We start from the raw sequence: 13,838 nt of genomic DNA on the forward strand, positions 1-13,838 counted from the left end.
ATTAGTAGAGTGTTTTTTTCACCCTGCTATATGAATGAAGTACTTTCAGAAGGAAACTATAGATGACTATGTTAAAAAAACTAGGATTATCATTAGCAGTTGCTTTGTTTGCCGTGACTAGCACTCTAAGCACAGCACAAGCGGCTCCTGCTCAATTAGATAAAACTGTTAAAGTTCAACCCATTAAAAAGGGTAAGCAAATTACAGCGATTAAAGGTCCACGTTTAGGTGGTGCTGCTGGAGCCGGTGCTGGCGTTGGTATTGGTTTAGCAATAGCGGTAGTAGTCACTGTTGCTATCGCTGCTGATATTAGTGGCGATGAGCCTTGCAAAAGCGGTTGCTAATAAGACATTACTAACTAACTGTTGGTTGTTTAAGAAGCCCTGAAGTTGTTTCAGGGCTTTTTTATTTAAAGTGAACCTATGGTCTACAACCCACGCTAATAAGTAAAAAAAATACGTTTATCGGACTTTTATGATCTTTAATGTGGTAACACTCTAAAGTTAAGCCTTAGTAATCAACTATCTATTACTGAGGTATTGCCATGAATCCCACCACTATAATGACTACTTTTCTGGGTGCTACGGCTCTGGTGAGCACTGCTACCGCATCCGCACAGGAGTTAGGTCATATTGCTAGCGTCGCTGGGCGCGTCATCGTTCAAAAAGCTAACGGTTCACAGGTATTAGCTAAAGCGCGTATGCCGCTCTATCACGGTGATCGCGTTATGGTAATGCGTAAGTCACTAGCGACCGTAGCTTATGCCGATACTGGCTGTATAGAGCGCTATGATCAAAATACGCATATTAAAATTGTGAAAGGCAATGGTTGCACAGGAAGTGCCGTTACCGTGACTAAGGGACCTGCACGTACCATCACTAAAAAGTTAGTCACTACTCATAATTTACCCACTTATGTAGCTCCTAATGTAACTACGAGTAGTGGCAGCTTTGCTGGAGTAGGAACAGGATGGGGGATATTAGCGGCTGGCTTAGGCATTGCAGGCGTAGTGGCATTAGTGGACGATGATGACGGCTGTGTAAGTGGTTGTTAATTTGAAATCGTTAGGTTCATTAGTTTTTTTAAATTAATGAGCCCTGTTTTTAGATATTTTTTTCATTAAAAAAAGCGAGTTTTAACTGGTTCCAAATAAAAGCACACGGCATAATGTGTCAAATGAGTGTGAAAGACTAAGTTTAATTATCTTAATAACATTAGTAATTTACAGGTTTTTGATGGTTTTTAATCAAGAAAGTCTGTTGGTTAATAAATAACAAACTTAGAGGAAATTTATATGAAAATGCTAAAAATATTGACACTATCTAGCTTAGTAACTTTAAGTCTAGCTTCAGTTGCCCAAGCTGCCGTAGTTAGTGGTGTAGAAGGTAGAGTAGTGGTAGAGCGAGCAGGCAAACAGTCGTTAGTAACCAATGGGACTGTGTTGCAGGAAGGTGATCGTATTATTACTACTGGCAATGGCAAAGTTAAAATTCAGTTTGATAGCTGCCCTGCGAGATTTCCTGACAGTAGCCGTGTGTACGGAAGTAGTGAGGCGTTAAACATTTCAGCAGCGAATCCGTGCGGAAACTCTCAAAAAGTACGCCTAAGAACTGAAACAGTGACCGATGGCAGTGGTTTTAATAACCGTCCCGTTAACTTACCTTCCACGGGTAATGTTCCTGTTAGCGGTTTCGGTGGTGCTGCTGGGATTGCTGCGGGTGTTATAGGCGCAGGTTTACTAATTAACGAAATCAATAAGGATGATTGTGTTAGTGGATGCTAAGCCAGTCGTTTAATTAATCATATCTTTAAAAGAATAGTCATCTGCCTCTAGTTGCTTAACAGCAATTAGAGGTTTTTGCTTTTATGCGAGGACTATCTTGCTAGAATAGAGCTAACCCATATCTTGGATAGCATAATGTCCCTACCCACCTATCAAACATTAATGTTGCCATTATTGCGCTTAGCTTCGGATCAACGTGCCCATCGTTTACGGGATGCAGTTAATCAATTAGCCAATGAACTGCAACTAAGCATAAACGAGCGTACTGAGCTATTAGAAAGTGGTTCTCAAACCGTTTTTATGAATCGGGTCAGTTGGGCGCGTACTTATTTAAAGCAAGCGGGGGCTTTGAGTACGCCCGAACGGGGTGCTTTACAAATCACTGATCGCGGTCTAAAGCTGTTAGCTAATCATCCAGAGGGTATTACCCTAGCCTTATTACAACAGTTTCCTGAGTTTCAAGCTTTCAAAGAGCGTAAACGCCCTAAAGATCCCGAACAGCATATCAACTGGGATACAGACCTCATTTTTGATGACACACCGGAAGATATTCTAGCTTCTGCTCATCGAGTGATGAGTGAGAGCTTAGAGCAGGAATTATTAGAAACCGTGAAGCAAGCCTCACCAGCCTTTTTTGAGCGTTTGGTAGTCGATTTATTGGTTAAAATGGGTTACGGCGGTAATCGTTTGGATGCAGGTCAAGCCTTAGGTAAAACGGGCGACGGTGGGATTGATGGGATTATTAATGAGGATAGGTTGGGTTTAGATGTGATTTATATTCAAGCAAAGCGCTGGGAGGGGACAGTGGGGCGACCTGATATTCAACGTTTTGCGGGAGCCTTACAGGGGCAACGGGCTAAGAAGGGTGTGTTTATTACCACGTCTAATTTTTCGCGTGAAGCCAAGGAATATGCGTCTTTAATTGATACACGAATTATTTTAATTGACGGTGTGCGCTTGGCTGAACTGATGGTGGAACATAATATTGGGGTATCTACGGTTGAGACGTATGAAGTGAAAAAGCTAGATAGTGATTATTTTGAGGCAGGCTAGGCTGCGCTATGCTATGCTTTTGCGTTTACTAATTTTGATCAAACTAACCATAACGATAAGGTATTTGAGGTAAATCATGCTTGATCCAAAGCGTCTCAGAAACGATTTAGAGGAGGTTGCGCAGCAATTAGCGCGACGCGGTTTTAAACTCGATGTAGCTCGTATTCAAGAATTAGAATCCCAACGCCGTGAATTACAAAGTGCTACTCAAGAATTACAAAACCAAAGAACTCTACGTTCCAAAGCGATTGGTCAAGCAAAAGCACGCGGTGAGGATATTCAGCCTCTTTTAGCCGAAGTCGATGGCTTAGGTGAGCGTTTAGTGCAATCTGAACAAGCTTTAGCTGCTCTACAAGAGCAAATTCAGACTATAGCCTTGAATATTCCCAATATTTTGGATGCATCAGTACCCGATGGCAAAGACGAAAATGATAATCTCGAAGTACGTCGCTGGGGTTCACCCCGTCCATTTGATTTCACGCCTAAAGATCATGTTGATCTAGGTGCGCCGAATGGTTGGATGGATTTTGATGCAGGCAGTAAGTTAACAGGTTCACGCTTTGTGGTGCTACGGACTGCAATGGCGAAATTACACCGTGCACTCATTCAGTTCATGCTCAATACTCATACTGAGCAGCATGGTTATAATGAGGTTTATGTGCCTTATATGGTCAATGCCGATTCTTTGCGCGGTACAGGGCAATTACCTAAGTTTGAGGAAGACTTATTCAAGCTTAATAATGAGCAAGGCTACTACCTGATTCCGACCGCTGAAGTCCCGGTGACGAATCTAGTGCGTGATGAAATCGTGCCTGAGAGTCAATTGCCTTTAAAGTTTATTTGCCATACTCCTTGTTTTCGTTCAGAGGCGGGTTCTTATGGTAAAGACACGCGGGGTTTAATCAGACAACATCAGTTTGAAAAGGTGGAAATGGTATGGGTGGTAAAACCCGAAGACTCATGGCAAACCTTGGAAACTATGACGGGACACGCGGAGGCGATTTTACAGGCGCTTGAGTTACCGTATCGCGTACTAGCGTTATGTGCGGGCGATACTGGATTTTCCTCTGCAAAAACCTATGACCTAGAAGTATGGTTACCCGGTCAACAGAAATATCGTGAGATTTCTTCTTGCTCCAATATGGTTGATTTCCAAGCACGGCGTATGATGGCGCGTTATCGCCCAGAAGGAGGCAAGCCTGAGTTGGTGCATACCTTAAATGGCTCTGGTTTAGCAGTAGGTCGTACCTTGGTAGCGATTTTAGAAAATTATCAAGAAGCCGATGGTCGTATGCGTATTCCTAGAGTACTCCAGCCTTATATGAATGGTGCTGAGTACCTAGCTTAAATTTCCCTAAACTCGTCTGATTTTTACGCCCTCCCTTGATAAGGGGAGGGTTGGGGTGGGGTTTCACATTAGTTCCAATCCCTTCAAAATCGTAATGCCTAAGCTGGTCGTCAAGATGGAAGCTAATGTAGTTAATGCAATAATATTAGCCGCTAATACTGCATTCCCACCCATCGCTCTTACCATAATATAACTAGCAGCGGCGGTAGGGGCTGAAGTCATTAAAAATAAAATCCCCAAACTCATCCCTTTAAAGCCTAATAATGCGCCGATAGCCGTGATCAGCAAAGGGACTATGACGGCTTTCATTAAAGTAGCTAACAGAGTGTTATGAGACTCCAGACGCAACGCTTTGAAACTTAAGGCTCCGCCAGTACAAAGGAGTGCTAGGGGCAAGGCCATTTTTGCCAAATAATCTCCGGTTTGTACCAATAAGGGTGGTAATTTCCACCCTAAGCCCGACACCATTAACGCGAGTACAATCGCAATAATAAAGGGATTTTTGGCAATACCGGTTAAGGTTTTGCTTAAACCACCCTCACGTTGCAAAGAGCGGCTCAAGGTAATAACGGCTAAGACATTAAAAACAATCGTCACTAATCCTACATATAGGGAAGCCGCAGCTACTCCAGCCGTTCCATAAGCATTTAAACAATAAGCTAGCCCAATAATCCCCATATTAGAACGAAAAGCGCCTTGTACAATCACCCCACGATCCGCAGGTGGCTGAATCCAATAATGAGCTAATACTTCCAACAGGATATAAACCGTAAGCGTGGCTAAGGTCGCATATAAGATTAAAGCTAAATCATGCGCCTGATCGGTAGGTGTTTGCACAATGCTGGTAAACAGTAAAACAGGTAGCGCAACCGTAAAAACAATTTTAGAACCAGATTCGATAAACGCATCTGTTAAGATATTTAACTGCTTTAATAAAACCCCTAAGGTCAAAAGAATAAAAATAGGAGCGGTAATAGAGAGCGCAAATTGCAAATTAGCGAGTAATAAAGTCATAGTAATCAGTTGGTTGTAATAAGCTTAGGTGGTTACAGAAAGCGTTGAATGGTGATAGTTATTGGACGGTTCTTGCTAGGTTAAACTTGTTTTCTGCCAAAAAGCCCCCACTTCTTAATGCAGAAACGTGAAGTGGGGCTAAACGGAGGAAATAAGTTAATTTTAAATCGATTTAAGTACTTTTAGCTAAGAAAGTAAAGAGCTGGTATTCAGGAAAGTGCTGATGAATAAATCCCATAAAAACACGATGTTTCCACAATCCGTGCACCATCCTGTGCCACTATTACTCCAACCCGATAAGTGGCGATAGGAAGAATAATCAGGAGATAACCTATGCAACAGTTTAGTTTAACTACAGGTCGTAAATTATTATTAAGCGCTATTTTAGCTACCGGTTTAGGTTTAGGGGCGGTTTCAAGTGGGGCTGATACCACAACGCCTCCCGCACCTCCCGGATTAATGGCAGCGCCTATGGCGGCTGGACTTCCTGAACTAACAGGATTGATTAAAGCGAATAGCCCCGCAGTGGTCAGTATTAGTGTAGATGGTAAAGCAGACGGTATGGGGGCTATGCCCGATGGTTTTGACGAGTTACCTGAGGAATTACAGCAATTCTTCCGTCAATTACCGCGTGGACCGCGTGGCGGTGGGCGTGCCCCACAAGCCTTTGGTTCTGGGTTTATTATATCCTCTGATGGCTACGTCGTAACCAATGCGCACGTCGTGGATGACGCTAAAACAGTCACTGTGCGCCTCACCGATAAGCGTGAATTAGAAGCTGAAATTGTAGGCTCAGATAAGCTTAGTGATGTCGCCTTACTCAAAGTGAAAGCGGATAACTTACCTACTGTGCAATTGGGTGACTCCGATAAATTAGATGTAGGTCAATGGGTCGTAGCGATTGGTGCACCGTTTGGCTTAGATCATACCGCGACTCAAGGGATTGTCAGTGCTCTATCCCGTAGTTTGCCGACCGAAACCTATGTGCCCTTTATTCAAACCGACGCCGCTGTGAATCCGGGGAATTCGGGTGGTCCCTTATTTAATCTCCAAGGTCAGGTCATCGGAGTAAATTCGCAAATCTATAGCCGTAGTGGGGGCTATATGGGGGTATCGTTTGCTATCCCTATTAATGTAGTTAAAAACGTCACTGATCAGCTCAAAACCAGTGGGCAAGTCAGTCGCGGTTGGTTAGGGGTTGAGATTCAAAATGTTGAGCCTAAATTGGCTCAGTCGTTGTCATTACCCCAAACTAAAGGCGCATTAGTGGCGAGCGTATTGCCAAGCAGTCCCGCTGATAAAGCAGGTATCCAAGCAGGTGATGTGATTACTGGCTTTAATAATCTGATCGTGGAATCAGCTAATACTTTACCACTCTTAGTCGGTAATACTGCGATTGGTAAATCGGTTCCCGTGGAAGTATGGCGTGCGGGTAAGGCGGTTACCGTCAATGCTACGATTGAAAAACTACCGAGCAAAGAGGGTACAACCTTAGCTGAGTCCAAAGCTACTAAAGGGGCTTTAGGTGTTGCAGTCGCTGAATTAACTCAACAAGAGCGCGACAAAAATAGCGCTTTAAAAGAGCAGGGTGTGGCAGTGCGTGAAGTACAAGCTGATAGCCCAGCCGCTGAAGCCGGTATTGAGGTTGGCGATATTATTCTATCAGTAGATAATACGGCTATTAAGGATTCGGCTACCTTGCGCGAAATTATTAATAAAGCCTCAGCCGATAAACCCTTGGCGGTGCTGATTTTACGTGATGATCGCACGCGCTTTGTGGCTGTTACCATCAAGAAGTAACCCTGTGCTTATATACGCTAGCGACATAAGCTCGCTAGCGTGCTAAAGCAACACCACGTCGAAGTGTTCTTGGGTGTAGAGTGCTTCGACCTGTAGGCGTATCGGAATCGATACAAACTCCTGTAATTCCGCCAAGCTACTCGATTCCTCATCTAGCAATAGATCAATCACTTCTTGCGAGGCGAGTACTAAGAGTGACTTAGCATCGAATTGGCGTACTGCACGTAATATTTCACGGAAAATCTCATAGCACACCGTCTCAGCGGTTTTGACATAGCCGCGCCCATTACAGGTAGGGCAAGATTCACATAGTACATGCTCTAGGCTTTCACGCGTGCGTTTACGCGTCATTTCCACTAAGCCTAAGGGCGAGACATCACAAATATAAGTTTTGGCATAATCTTTTTCTAACGCACGTTCTAGTACTTTCATAACTTGTTGGCGGTGCTCACCTTCCAACATATCAATGAAATCTAGAATAATAATCCCACCTAAGTTACGTAGCCTTAGTTGTCGGGCGATAGCTTGGGCCGCTTCTAAGTTAGTACGAAAAATGGTTTCCTCTAAATTACGCGTACCGACAAACCCACCAGTATTGACATCAATCGTGGTCATAGCCTCAGTTTGATCAATGATTAAATAGCCACCGGATTTAAGCGGTACTTTACGCTGTAGTGCTTTTTGAATTTCATCTTCCACGCCATGCAAGTCAAAAATAGGGCGCTCACCCGCATAGTGCTCAATCACAGGAACTAAGTCTGGTATATATTTTTCACTAAAACTAAGTACTTTGGAGACGGTCTCACGCGAATCAATTAATACGCGCTCAATACGCTCACCGACCATATCGCGTAAGACACGTAATACTAAGGGTAGGTCTGCATAGACCACAGAGTTTTTTAAAGGCGTACTGGAGGCCATCCCATTCGTACCGTTATGCGTACTTTCAATGTTTTGCCATAAATTACGCAAAAAACGCATATCGCGGCGCAGTTCATCAATACTAATGCCTTCCGCAGCGGTACGTACTATATAGCCATATTGATCATTAAATTCCTCACGTAAAGCCAGCATCAGTTGACGTAGCCGCTCACGCTCTTGAGGGCTTTCGATTTTGCTGGATACCCCCGTATTCGAGCTATCCGGCATGAACACCAGATACCGCGAGGGGATAGTAATATAAGTAGTCAGCCGTGCGCCTTTGGTTCCTAATGGGTCTTTAATCACTTGCACTAGCAGCTTTTTGCCCTCATGTAAAAAACTACCAATATGAGGCATAGGAGTAGGAGTAGGGCGCGAACCATCCGCATTAATAAAATCATCTAAATTTGGCATGGTTAAATCAGAGGCGTGTAAAAAAGCCGATTTATCTAGACCAATATCAATAAAAGCAGCTTCCATGCCGGGCAAAACCCGCGATACTGTACCGCGATAAATATTACCCACAATTCCGCGTTTAGAGGAGCGTTCGATCAAAACCTCTTGCAATACTCCATTTTCCAAGAGGGCTACCCGCGACTCCTGCGGGGTAACATTTATTAATAATTCAGCACTCATCTTATCTCTCTTATTATAGAGCGCCGTAAATGGGTTCTGACGACGCCTGTGGTTAATCTTAAATAAGCAATACCTTATGATAATAGCAAATCAATGCGTAATAAGTAGTTAATCTATTAGGCTAAATGTTTCAGTATGTACACAACGGTTAAGCACGCGCTTAACTAAGTACTGAAATACCGTGTGCCTGCAATAACTGCGCTGTTTCAAATAAAGGTAAACCCATGACTGCCGAATGCGAGCCTTCTAAACGCTCAATAAAAATCGCAGCACGTCCTTGAATACCATATGCACCCGCTTTGTCTTGTGGCTCACCACTGGCCCAATAAGCGGCAATTTCAGCCTCAGTAATGGCTCTAAACCAAACACGACTGTGATTCAAGCGTACTGTTTGACCTTGCGCAGAACATAAAGCAACGGCAGTTAAAATATCATGCTCACGATTAGATAAGGATTTTAGGATGCGTTTTGCATCGGCAAAATCGAGGGGTTTTAATAATAATTCATCGTCTACAAAACCTAGTGTATCGGCGCCTAATACGGGTAAGGTTTTATCACTACGCTCCCATACGGCTTGGGCTTTTTCTAACGCAAGACGTTGCACTAGCTCAAAGGGCGATTCATGGGGGCGTGGTGTTTCGTCAATATCAGCGACTTCAACACGATAGGTAATCCCAATTTGGGTCAATAGTTCCCGCCGACGCGGGGATTGCGAGGCTAAAATAAGATGAGGTTGCATAAGTTATTAAGCTAATCAGCGCGATGATAAGGATGGTTGGAGAGAATACTCCAAGCACGAAATAATTGCTCGGCTACCATCACTCGAACTAGAGGATGGGGGAAGGTTAGAGGTGAGAGTGACCAACGTATTTCAGCGCGATCAATACAAGCTTGGGATAATCCCTCCGGGCCTCCCACTAACAGGGCTACATCACGCCCGCCTACCATCCAGGTATTGAGGTTTTGTGCCAGTTGTTCCGTTGACCATGCTTTGCCCAGAACGTCTAAAGCAATGACTAAACTACCCGCTGGAATAGCAGTGAGTAGTTTGTCACCTTCAAGTTCACGGATTTTTTTTAAATCGGCGGTCTTAGTACGTTTTTCAGCCGCTATTTCATGCGTGATCACACGACAATGTGGGGGCATACGCCCAATATACTCGTCGGTAGCCGTATTAACCCAATCAGGCATTTTGCTACCGATAGCGAGTAGATGAATCCGCATAGACTAACTAACCTTAACCAGCCAAGGCTTGCGTATAGGCTTGGTCAAAGTTGCTATTCACGCCCCAGAGTTTTTCGAGATTATAAAAATCACGCGTCTGAGCGGTCATAACATGCACAATAATATCGTTCAGATCGACTAATACCCACTCAGAGCCACCGCTACCTTCTTCGCCTAAAGGCGCATGTCCAGCTTCTTTGGCTTTCATTGCGACCGCAGAAGCAATAGAACCTACATGACGGCTAGAAGTACCCGTCGCAATAATCATGAGGTCAGTAATGGTGGATTTGCCGCGTACATCGAGTACGGTGATATTTTGTGCTTTTAGATCTTCAAGGCTGTTAATTACCAGCGCTTTTAAGGGTTCTAGTTCCATTTATACCTTGGATTTATACAGTTGTTGAGTCTGAATCATAGACCAGACAGCATCGGGAGTTAAATAACGTGGACTTTGACCACGCGCGATAAGGTTGCGTAATTGAGTCGCTGAAATGTCTAAGCCTTGAATATTAAGTACTAATACTTTACCTACTGTGTGCTTAGTGAGATCAGCTAACGAATCAACCAAGTAAGGCTGAAACCATGTGGTTTCAGAAGTAGTTAGAGCATAACCGGGGCGACCTACCACTATAAAGTGTGTTAAATCAAATAAAGTTTGCCATTCATACCAGCTTGTGAGCTGTAAAAAAGCATCAGCACCTATAATGAAAGCCCATGATTGATGAGGAAATTCTTGATGCAATGCTTGCAGGGTGTGCACAGTATAGGAAGTTTGCTCTTGACGCAACTCTCGATCATCCGCCACAAAACGCGGTTCGCCTTGAATAGCGCTTTGTATCATCGCTAAGCGCTCTGCACCAGAGGCTAGCGGTTGGCGACGATGGGGCGGTACACGATTAGGAATAAAGCGCACTTGCTCTAAATCGAGTGCGTCCGCTACTTCAAGCGCTATCCGCAAGTGACCAAAATGAATAGGATCAAATGTACCGCCCAACAAACCTATCATATGCGTACTTGACCATGTCCCAGGACAATAAATTTCTGCGAGGTTAGTCCTTCCAATCCGACCGGTCCACGCGCATGAATTTTATCAGTACTAATACCAATTTCAGCCCCTAAGCCATATTCAAAACCATCGGCAAAACGAGTAGAGGCATTCACCATCACCGAACTAGAGTCCACCTCACGTAGGAAGCGTCGAGCTTTAGTGTAGTTATTGGTCACTATGGAGTCGGTATGTTGCGAGCTATAGGTATTGATATGGTCAATGGCTTGATCTACGCCGTCCACAATACGAATTGATAAAATCGGCGCTAGATATTCAGTCACCCAATCTTCATCAGTGGCAGCTTTAATCGCGGGTAAAATAGCACGGGTTTTTTCACAGCCGCGTAGTTCAACTTGTTTAGAGTGATAGAGATCAGCGAGTGGAGGCAGTACTTTATCGGCAATGCCTTGAGCGACTAATAAAGTCTCCATGGTATTACAAGTACCGTAGCGATGAGTTTTAGCGTTATCCGCGATTTTAATCGCCATAGGAATATCGGCTTCATCATCGATATACACATGGCAAATACCGTCTAAGTGTTTAATTACAGGTATCAATGACTCATTACTAACCCGCTCAATTAAACCTTTACCACCACGCGGAATAATCACATCCACATAAGCCTTAGCTCGTAATAATTCACCCACCGCAGCGCGATCTGTGGTTTCAACCACTTGCACGGCATGAGCGGGTAAGCCAGCCGCTTTTAAACCTTGTTGCACACAGTGAGCAATCGCTTGATTAGAATAAATGGCTTCTGAGCCACCGCGTAAAATACAGGCATTACCCGATTTTAAGCAAAGCGCTGCTGCATCGGCGGTTACATTGGGGCGTGATTCATAAATAATGCCCACCACGCCTAGCGGTACACGCATTTTGCCTACTTGAATACCAGAGGGACGATAATTCATATCGGTAATCGTGCCTATCGGGTCGGGCAAAGCCGCTATTTGACGTAAACCCTCTGCCATAGTCGCAATATATTTCGGGCTTAAAGTTAAGCGGTCAAGCATTGCCGCATCTAAGCCTTTAGCTCTGCCTGCGTCTAGATCTTTGGCATTTTCAGCGCGTAAAGCAGCTTCATTGTCTAATAGGGCTTGAGCCATGAAGGTTAGAGCTTGATTTTTAGCATTAGTGTCGGCTTTAGCCAGTAGGCGTGCAGCCGCGCGGGCTTGCTGTCCAACTTGTTCCATATAAGCGGCGATAGTCACGTTTTAATTACCTATTGAGTGCTGATAGTCATAAGGTTAATGCTAATACCTGCACACCATAATGCAAGTGTTATTGCTTCATCCCATAGACGGTCGGTATTGCGCGGGGCATCGATACCCACTCCTTTGGCATGTTGTTCTAACCGTCCTAGAGCTTCAAAGCCCACCGACCAGTGCAGTTTTTGTAAATGGGGGCGAGCGCGTTGTAGGGCTTCACGTCGCATCGGTGTCACAGCAGGAGGCATATTACCGTGTACCACTTCATAGCCTTGGCGCATGACTTCGCCAACCGCCCAAATAATTAAGGGCATAGCCGTATCTTCAGCTTGGAGCACTTTAAATACGTGCAAGAGACGCTGTTGATCGCGCTGCAAAATGGCATCACCTAAATCAAAGGTGGTATACCGCGCATTATCGGCTACCGTGCTAGCAATGTGTTTGACATCAATTTCTTGTTCGCCAAACAGTAATTTAAGCTTTTGAATTTCTTGCTGGGCGGCGAGTAGATTACCCTCCATACATTCGCTTAAATAGCGTAAGGCTTCGGTGCTCGTTTTTAAACCCGCTTGCTGAGCACGTTTAGCTACCCATGCTTGAGTTTTTGCAGGCGTTAATTCCCACACATTCACGATCACGCCCACTTTATCCAAGGCTTTAAACCATGCTGAGCTGCGCTGACTTTTATCCAAGCGCTCCGATTGTACTAATAGGATTTTATCGCCAGGTAAGGTGCTCAAATAATATTGCAATGCTTTAGCACCATTTTGCCCCAGCTTGGCATTATATAGGCGCAGATCAATTAGGGTTTGCTGGGCAAAAAGCGATAAAGCACTGGCAGATTCAGTTAATAGCCCCCAATCAAATTGAGCATCCACACTCAGTAACTGTCGCTCAATAAATCCACGTTCCTGAGCTTTGGCTCGAATTAATTCAGCCGTTTCCATCACTTGTAAAGGCTCATTACCCGTGACCCAATACACAGGTAATAATTGGCGAGTTAAATGATCGGCGACTTGTTCAACGGCTAATTGCATAGAAGGTTAAAGTTCATCTATATAGAAGGTGTGATGGTAGCAGTTTTCTACTTTATGACTCTAGTTAAAGCCTAATCAAGTGCTGATACCGCTTATCCATTAATCCTTAGTTCATGTCTAGGCTGGGTAAGCAAAGTTGAAAGTTACTTACCATACTCTAGTTATCACCTTTGCTTGCTGACTAGGGACTGGTTATGGCTTCCAATCATCTCGCCTTTCATGACGCGACGGCGCTCCAAAATGCTCAGGCGCTCTCCGCTTCACATTATCAGTTTACCAATCATAAAGCAGTGGTACTGAGTTCTTGGGCTTTAGCCTATCGAGTAAATGCTGAAATAACGCGTACTCGTATCGCTCCGATCATTCAAGATATAGCGCCTATTGAAATGCATCTTGAAACTAAAGCCTTGCCTAAAGCGCCTATTATTGTCGATACTTCGATTCACTACGGCAAAGTGGAAGTCCCCGCAGTGGCGGCTACCAACAGCGCCACGATTGCCAAAGAGCGCATTCTCGCAGCTAGAGCCTATAACCCTACTTTAACTCCTGTTACTACCAGCACAGCGCCCAAAACTAGCACTAAGTCTTCTAATGTAGTGAGCCATAAAAAACCGACTTATGTATGGAAGCCCGGACACGGTGCTATTGAGAAGGTAGATCGTCGTACTGGAGAAATTTTCCATCTTTGCGAGGTGGGCTACGAAGAACAAGCCGCTGCTTAATCTTGAAGGAATAGTAACTCTCACGTTCCTGAGCATAGAGGTTA

The 13,838-nt window shown here is 44.3% G+C and carries 15 protein-coding genes; 7 read left to right on the forward strand and 8 right to left on the reverse strand.

Translation table 11 applies throughout. The features are described from left to right. The first annotated feature begins 62 nt into the window (after positions 1-62). From IPL34_RS10095 to serS, 5 genes are all read left to right on the forward strand, one after another. Positions 63-344, forward strand: a complete 282-nt coding sequence (locus tag IPL34_RS10095) for a hypothetical protein (RefSeq protein WP_296841303.1) — start codon at positions 63-65, stop codon at positions 342-344. A gap of 200 nt (positions 345-544) precedes the next feature. After that, positions 545-1,054 (forward strand): hypothetical protein, encoded by a 510-nt coding sequence (locus tag IPL34_RS10100; RefSeq protein ID WP_296841304.1) that lies wholly within the window; start codon positions 545-547, stop codon positions 1,052-1,054. 240 nt (positions 1,055-1,294) lie between these two features. After that, a complete protein-coding gene (locus tag IPL34_RS10105; protein ID WP_296841306.1) occupies positions 1,295-1,783 on the forward strand; it encodes a hypothetical protein in 489 nt (162 codons plus the stop codon). Positions 1,784-1,918: 135 nt separating this feature from the next. After that, a complete protein-coding gene (locus IPL34_RS10110; RefSeq protein ID WP_296841309.1) occupies positions 1,919-2,836 on the forward strand; it encodes a restriction endonuclease in 918 nt (305 codons plus the stop codon). Positions 2,837-2,912: 76 nt separating this feature from the next. Further along, positions 2,913-4,184, forward strand: coding sequence for a serine--tRNA ligase (gene serS / locus IPL34_RS10115; RefSeq protein WP_296841311.1), 1,272 nt, complete (start codon positions 2,913-2,915; stop codon positions 4,182-4,184). A 63-nt stretch (positions 4,185-4,247) separates the two neighbouring features. Here the strand turns inward: serS and IPL34_RS10120 are convergent, their stop codons facing one another. Continuing rightward, a complete protein-coding gene (locus IPL34_RS10120; protein WP_296841313.1) occupies positions 4,248-5,198 on the reverse strand; it encodes an AEC family transporter in 951 nt (316 codons plus the stop codon). 333 nt (positions 5,199-5,531) lie between these two features. On the opposite strand from IPL34_RS10120, the gene IPL34_RS10125 reads away from it, so the two are divergent. Beyond that, positions 5,532-6,998, forward strand: a complete 1,467-nt coding sequence (locus IPL34_RS10125; protein ID WP_296841315.1) for a DegQ family serine endoprotease — start codon at positions 5,532-5,534, stop codon at positions 6,996-6,998. A 42-nt stretch (positions 6,999-7,040) separates the two neighbouring features. Here the strand turns inward: IPL34_RS10125 and rng are convergent, their stop codons facing one another. From rng to holA, 7 genes are all read right to left on the reverse strand, one after another. Continuing rightward, positions 7,041-8,555 (reverse strand): ribonuclease G, encoded by a 1,515-nt coding sequence (gene rng, locus IPL34_RS10130; protein WP_296841317.1) that lies wholly within the window; start codon positions 8,553-8,555, stop codon positions 7,041-7,043. A 160-nt stretch (positions 8,556-8,715) separates the two neighbouring features. Then, positions 8,716-9,294, reverse strand: coding sequence for a nucleoside triphosphate pyrophosphatase (locus IPL34_RS10135; RefSeq protein WP_296841319.1), 579 nt, complete (start codon positions 9,292-9,294; stop codon positions 8,716-8,718). A gap of 11 nt (positions 9,295-9,305) precedes the next feature. Continuing rightward, complete coding sequence (rlmH, locus tag IPL34_RS10140) at positions 9,306-9,779, reverse strand: 23S rRNA (pseudouridine(1915)-N(3))-methyltransferase RlmH (protein ID WP_296841321.1); 474 nt, start codon at positions 9,777-9,779, stop codon at positions 9,306-9,308. Between the two features lie 13 nt (positions 9,780-9,792). Beyond that, a complete protein-coding gene (rsfS, locus tag IPL34_RS10145; RefSeq protein ID WP_296841322.1) occupies positions 9,793-10,155 on the reverse strand; it encodes a ribosome silencing factor in 363 nt (120 codons plus the stop codon). Further along, on the reverse strand, positions 10,156-10,785 hold the full coding sequence (gene nadD / locus IPL34_RS10150; protein ID WP_296841323.1) for a nicotinate-nucleotide adenylyltransferase: 630 nt from the start codon (positions 10,783-10,785) through the stop codon (positions 10,156-10,158). It abuts the gene before it with no gap. Further along, positions 10,782-12,038, reverse strand: coding sequence for a glutamate-5-semialdehyde dehydrogenase (locus IPL34_RS10155; RefSeq protein ID WP_296841325.1), 1,257 nt, complete (start codon positions 12,036-12,038; stop codon positions 10,782-10,784). Before IPL34_RS10155 ends, nadD begins: the two co-directional genes overlap by 4 nt. 11 nt (positions 12,039-12,049) lie before the next feature. After that, entirely contained in the window at positions 12,050-13,072 is a 1,023-nt protein-coding gene (holA, locus tag IPL34_RS10160) for a DNA polymerase III subunit delta (RefSeq protein ID WP_296841326.1), read from the reverse strand. A 194-nt stretch (positions 13,073-13,266) separates the two neighbouring features. Between holA and IPL34_RS10165 the strand changes: the two genes are divergently transcribed. Beyond that, a complete protein-coding gene (locus IPL34_RS10165; protein WP_296841327.1) occupies positions 13,267-13,794 on the forward strand; it encodes a hypothetical protein in 528 nt (175 codons plus the stop codon). Positions 13,795-13,838: the final 44 nt, after the last annotated feature.

The organism is Thiofilum sp. (assembly GCF_016711335.1).
GTDB lineage: Bacteria > Pseudomonadota > Gammaproteobacteria > Thiotrichales > Thiotrichaceae > Thiofilum.

Coding starts and splice junctions, on each gene's coding strand:
- IPL34_RS10120 (WP_296841313.1), bottom strand. CDS start 5,198: ATGACTTTATTACTCGCTAATTTGCAATTTGCGCTCTCTATTACCGCT.
- nadD (WP_296841323.1), bottom strand. CDS start 10,785: ATGATAGGTTTGTTGGGCGGTACATTTGATCCTATTCATTTTGGTCAC.
- IPL34_RS10100 (WP_296841304.1), top strand. CDS start 545: ATGAATCCCACCACTATAATGACTACTTTTCTGGGTGCTACGGCTCTG.
- rng (WP_296841317.1), bottom strand. CDS start 8,555: ATGAGTGCTGAATTATTAATAAATGTTACCCCGCAGGAGTCGCGGGTA.
- holA (WP_296841326.1), bottom strand. CDS start 13,072: ATGCAATTAGCCGTTGAACAAGTCGCCGATCATTTAACTCGCCAATTA.
- serS (WP_296841311.1), top strand. CDS start 2,913: ATGCTTGATCCAAAGCGTCTCAGAAACGATTTAGAGGAGGTTGCGCAG.
- IPL34_RS10110 (WP_296841309.1), top strand. CDS start 1,919: ATGTCCCTACCCACCTATCAAACATTAATGTTGCCATTATTGCGCTTA.
- rlmH (WP_296841321.1), bottom strand. CDS start 9,779: ATGCGGATTCATCTACTCGCTATCGGTAGCAAAATGCCTGATTGGGTT.
- IPL34_RS10105 (WP_296841306.1), top strand. CDS start 1,295: ATGAAAATGCTAAAAATATTGACACTATCTAGCTTAGTAACTTTAAGT.
- IPL34_RS10125 (WP_296841315.1), top strand. CDS start 5,532: ATGCAACAGTTTAGTTTAACTACAGGTCGTAAATTATTATTAAGCGCT.
- IPL34_RS10095 (WP_296841303.1), top strand. CDS start 63: ATGACTATGTTAAAAAAACTAGGATTATCATTAGCAGTTGCTTTGTTT.
- IPL34_RS10135 (WP_296841319.1), bottom strand. CDS start 9,294: ATGCAACCTCATCTTATTTTAGCCTCGCAATCCCCGCGTCGGCGGGAA.
- IPL34_RS10165 (WP_296841327.1), top strand. CDS start 13,267: ATGGCTTCCAATCATCTCGCCTTTCATGACGCGACGGCGCTCCAAAAT.
- rsfS (WP_296841322.1), bottom strand. CDS start 10,155: ATGGAACTAGAACCCTTAAAAGCGCTGGTAATTAACAGCCTTGAAGAT.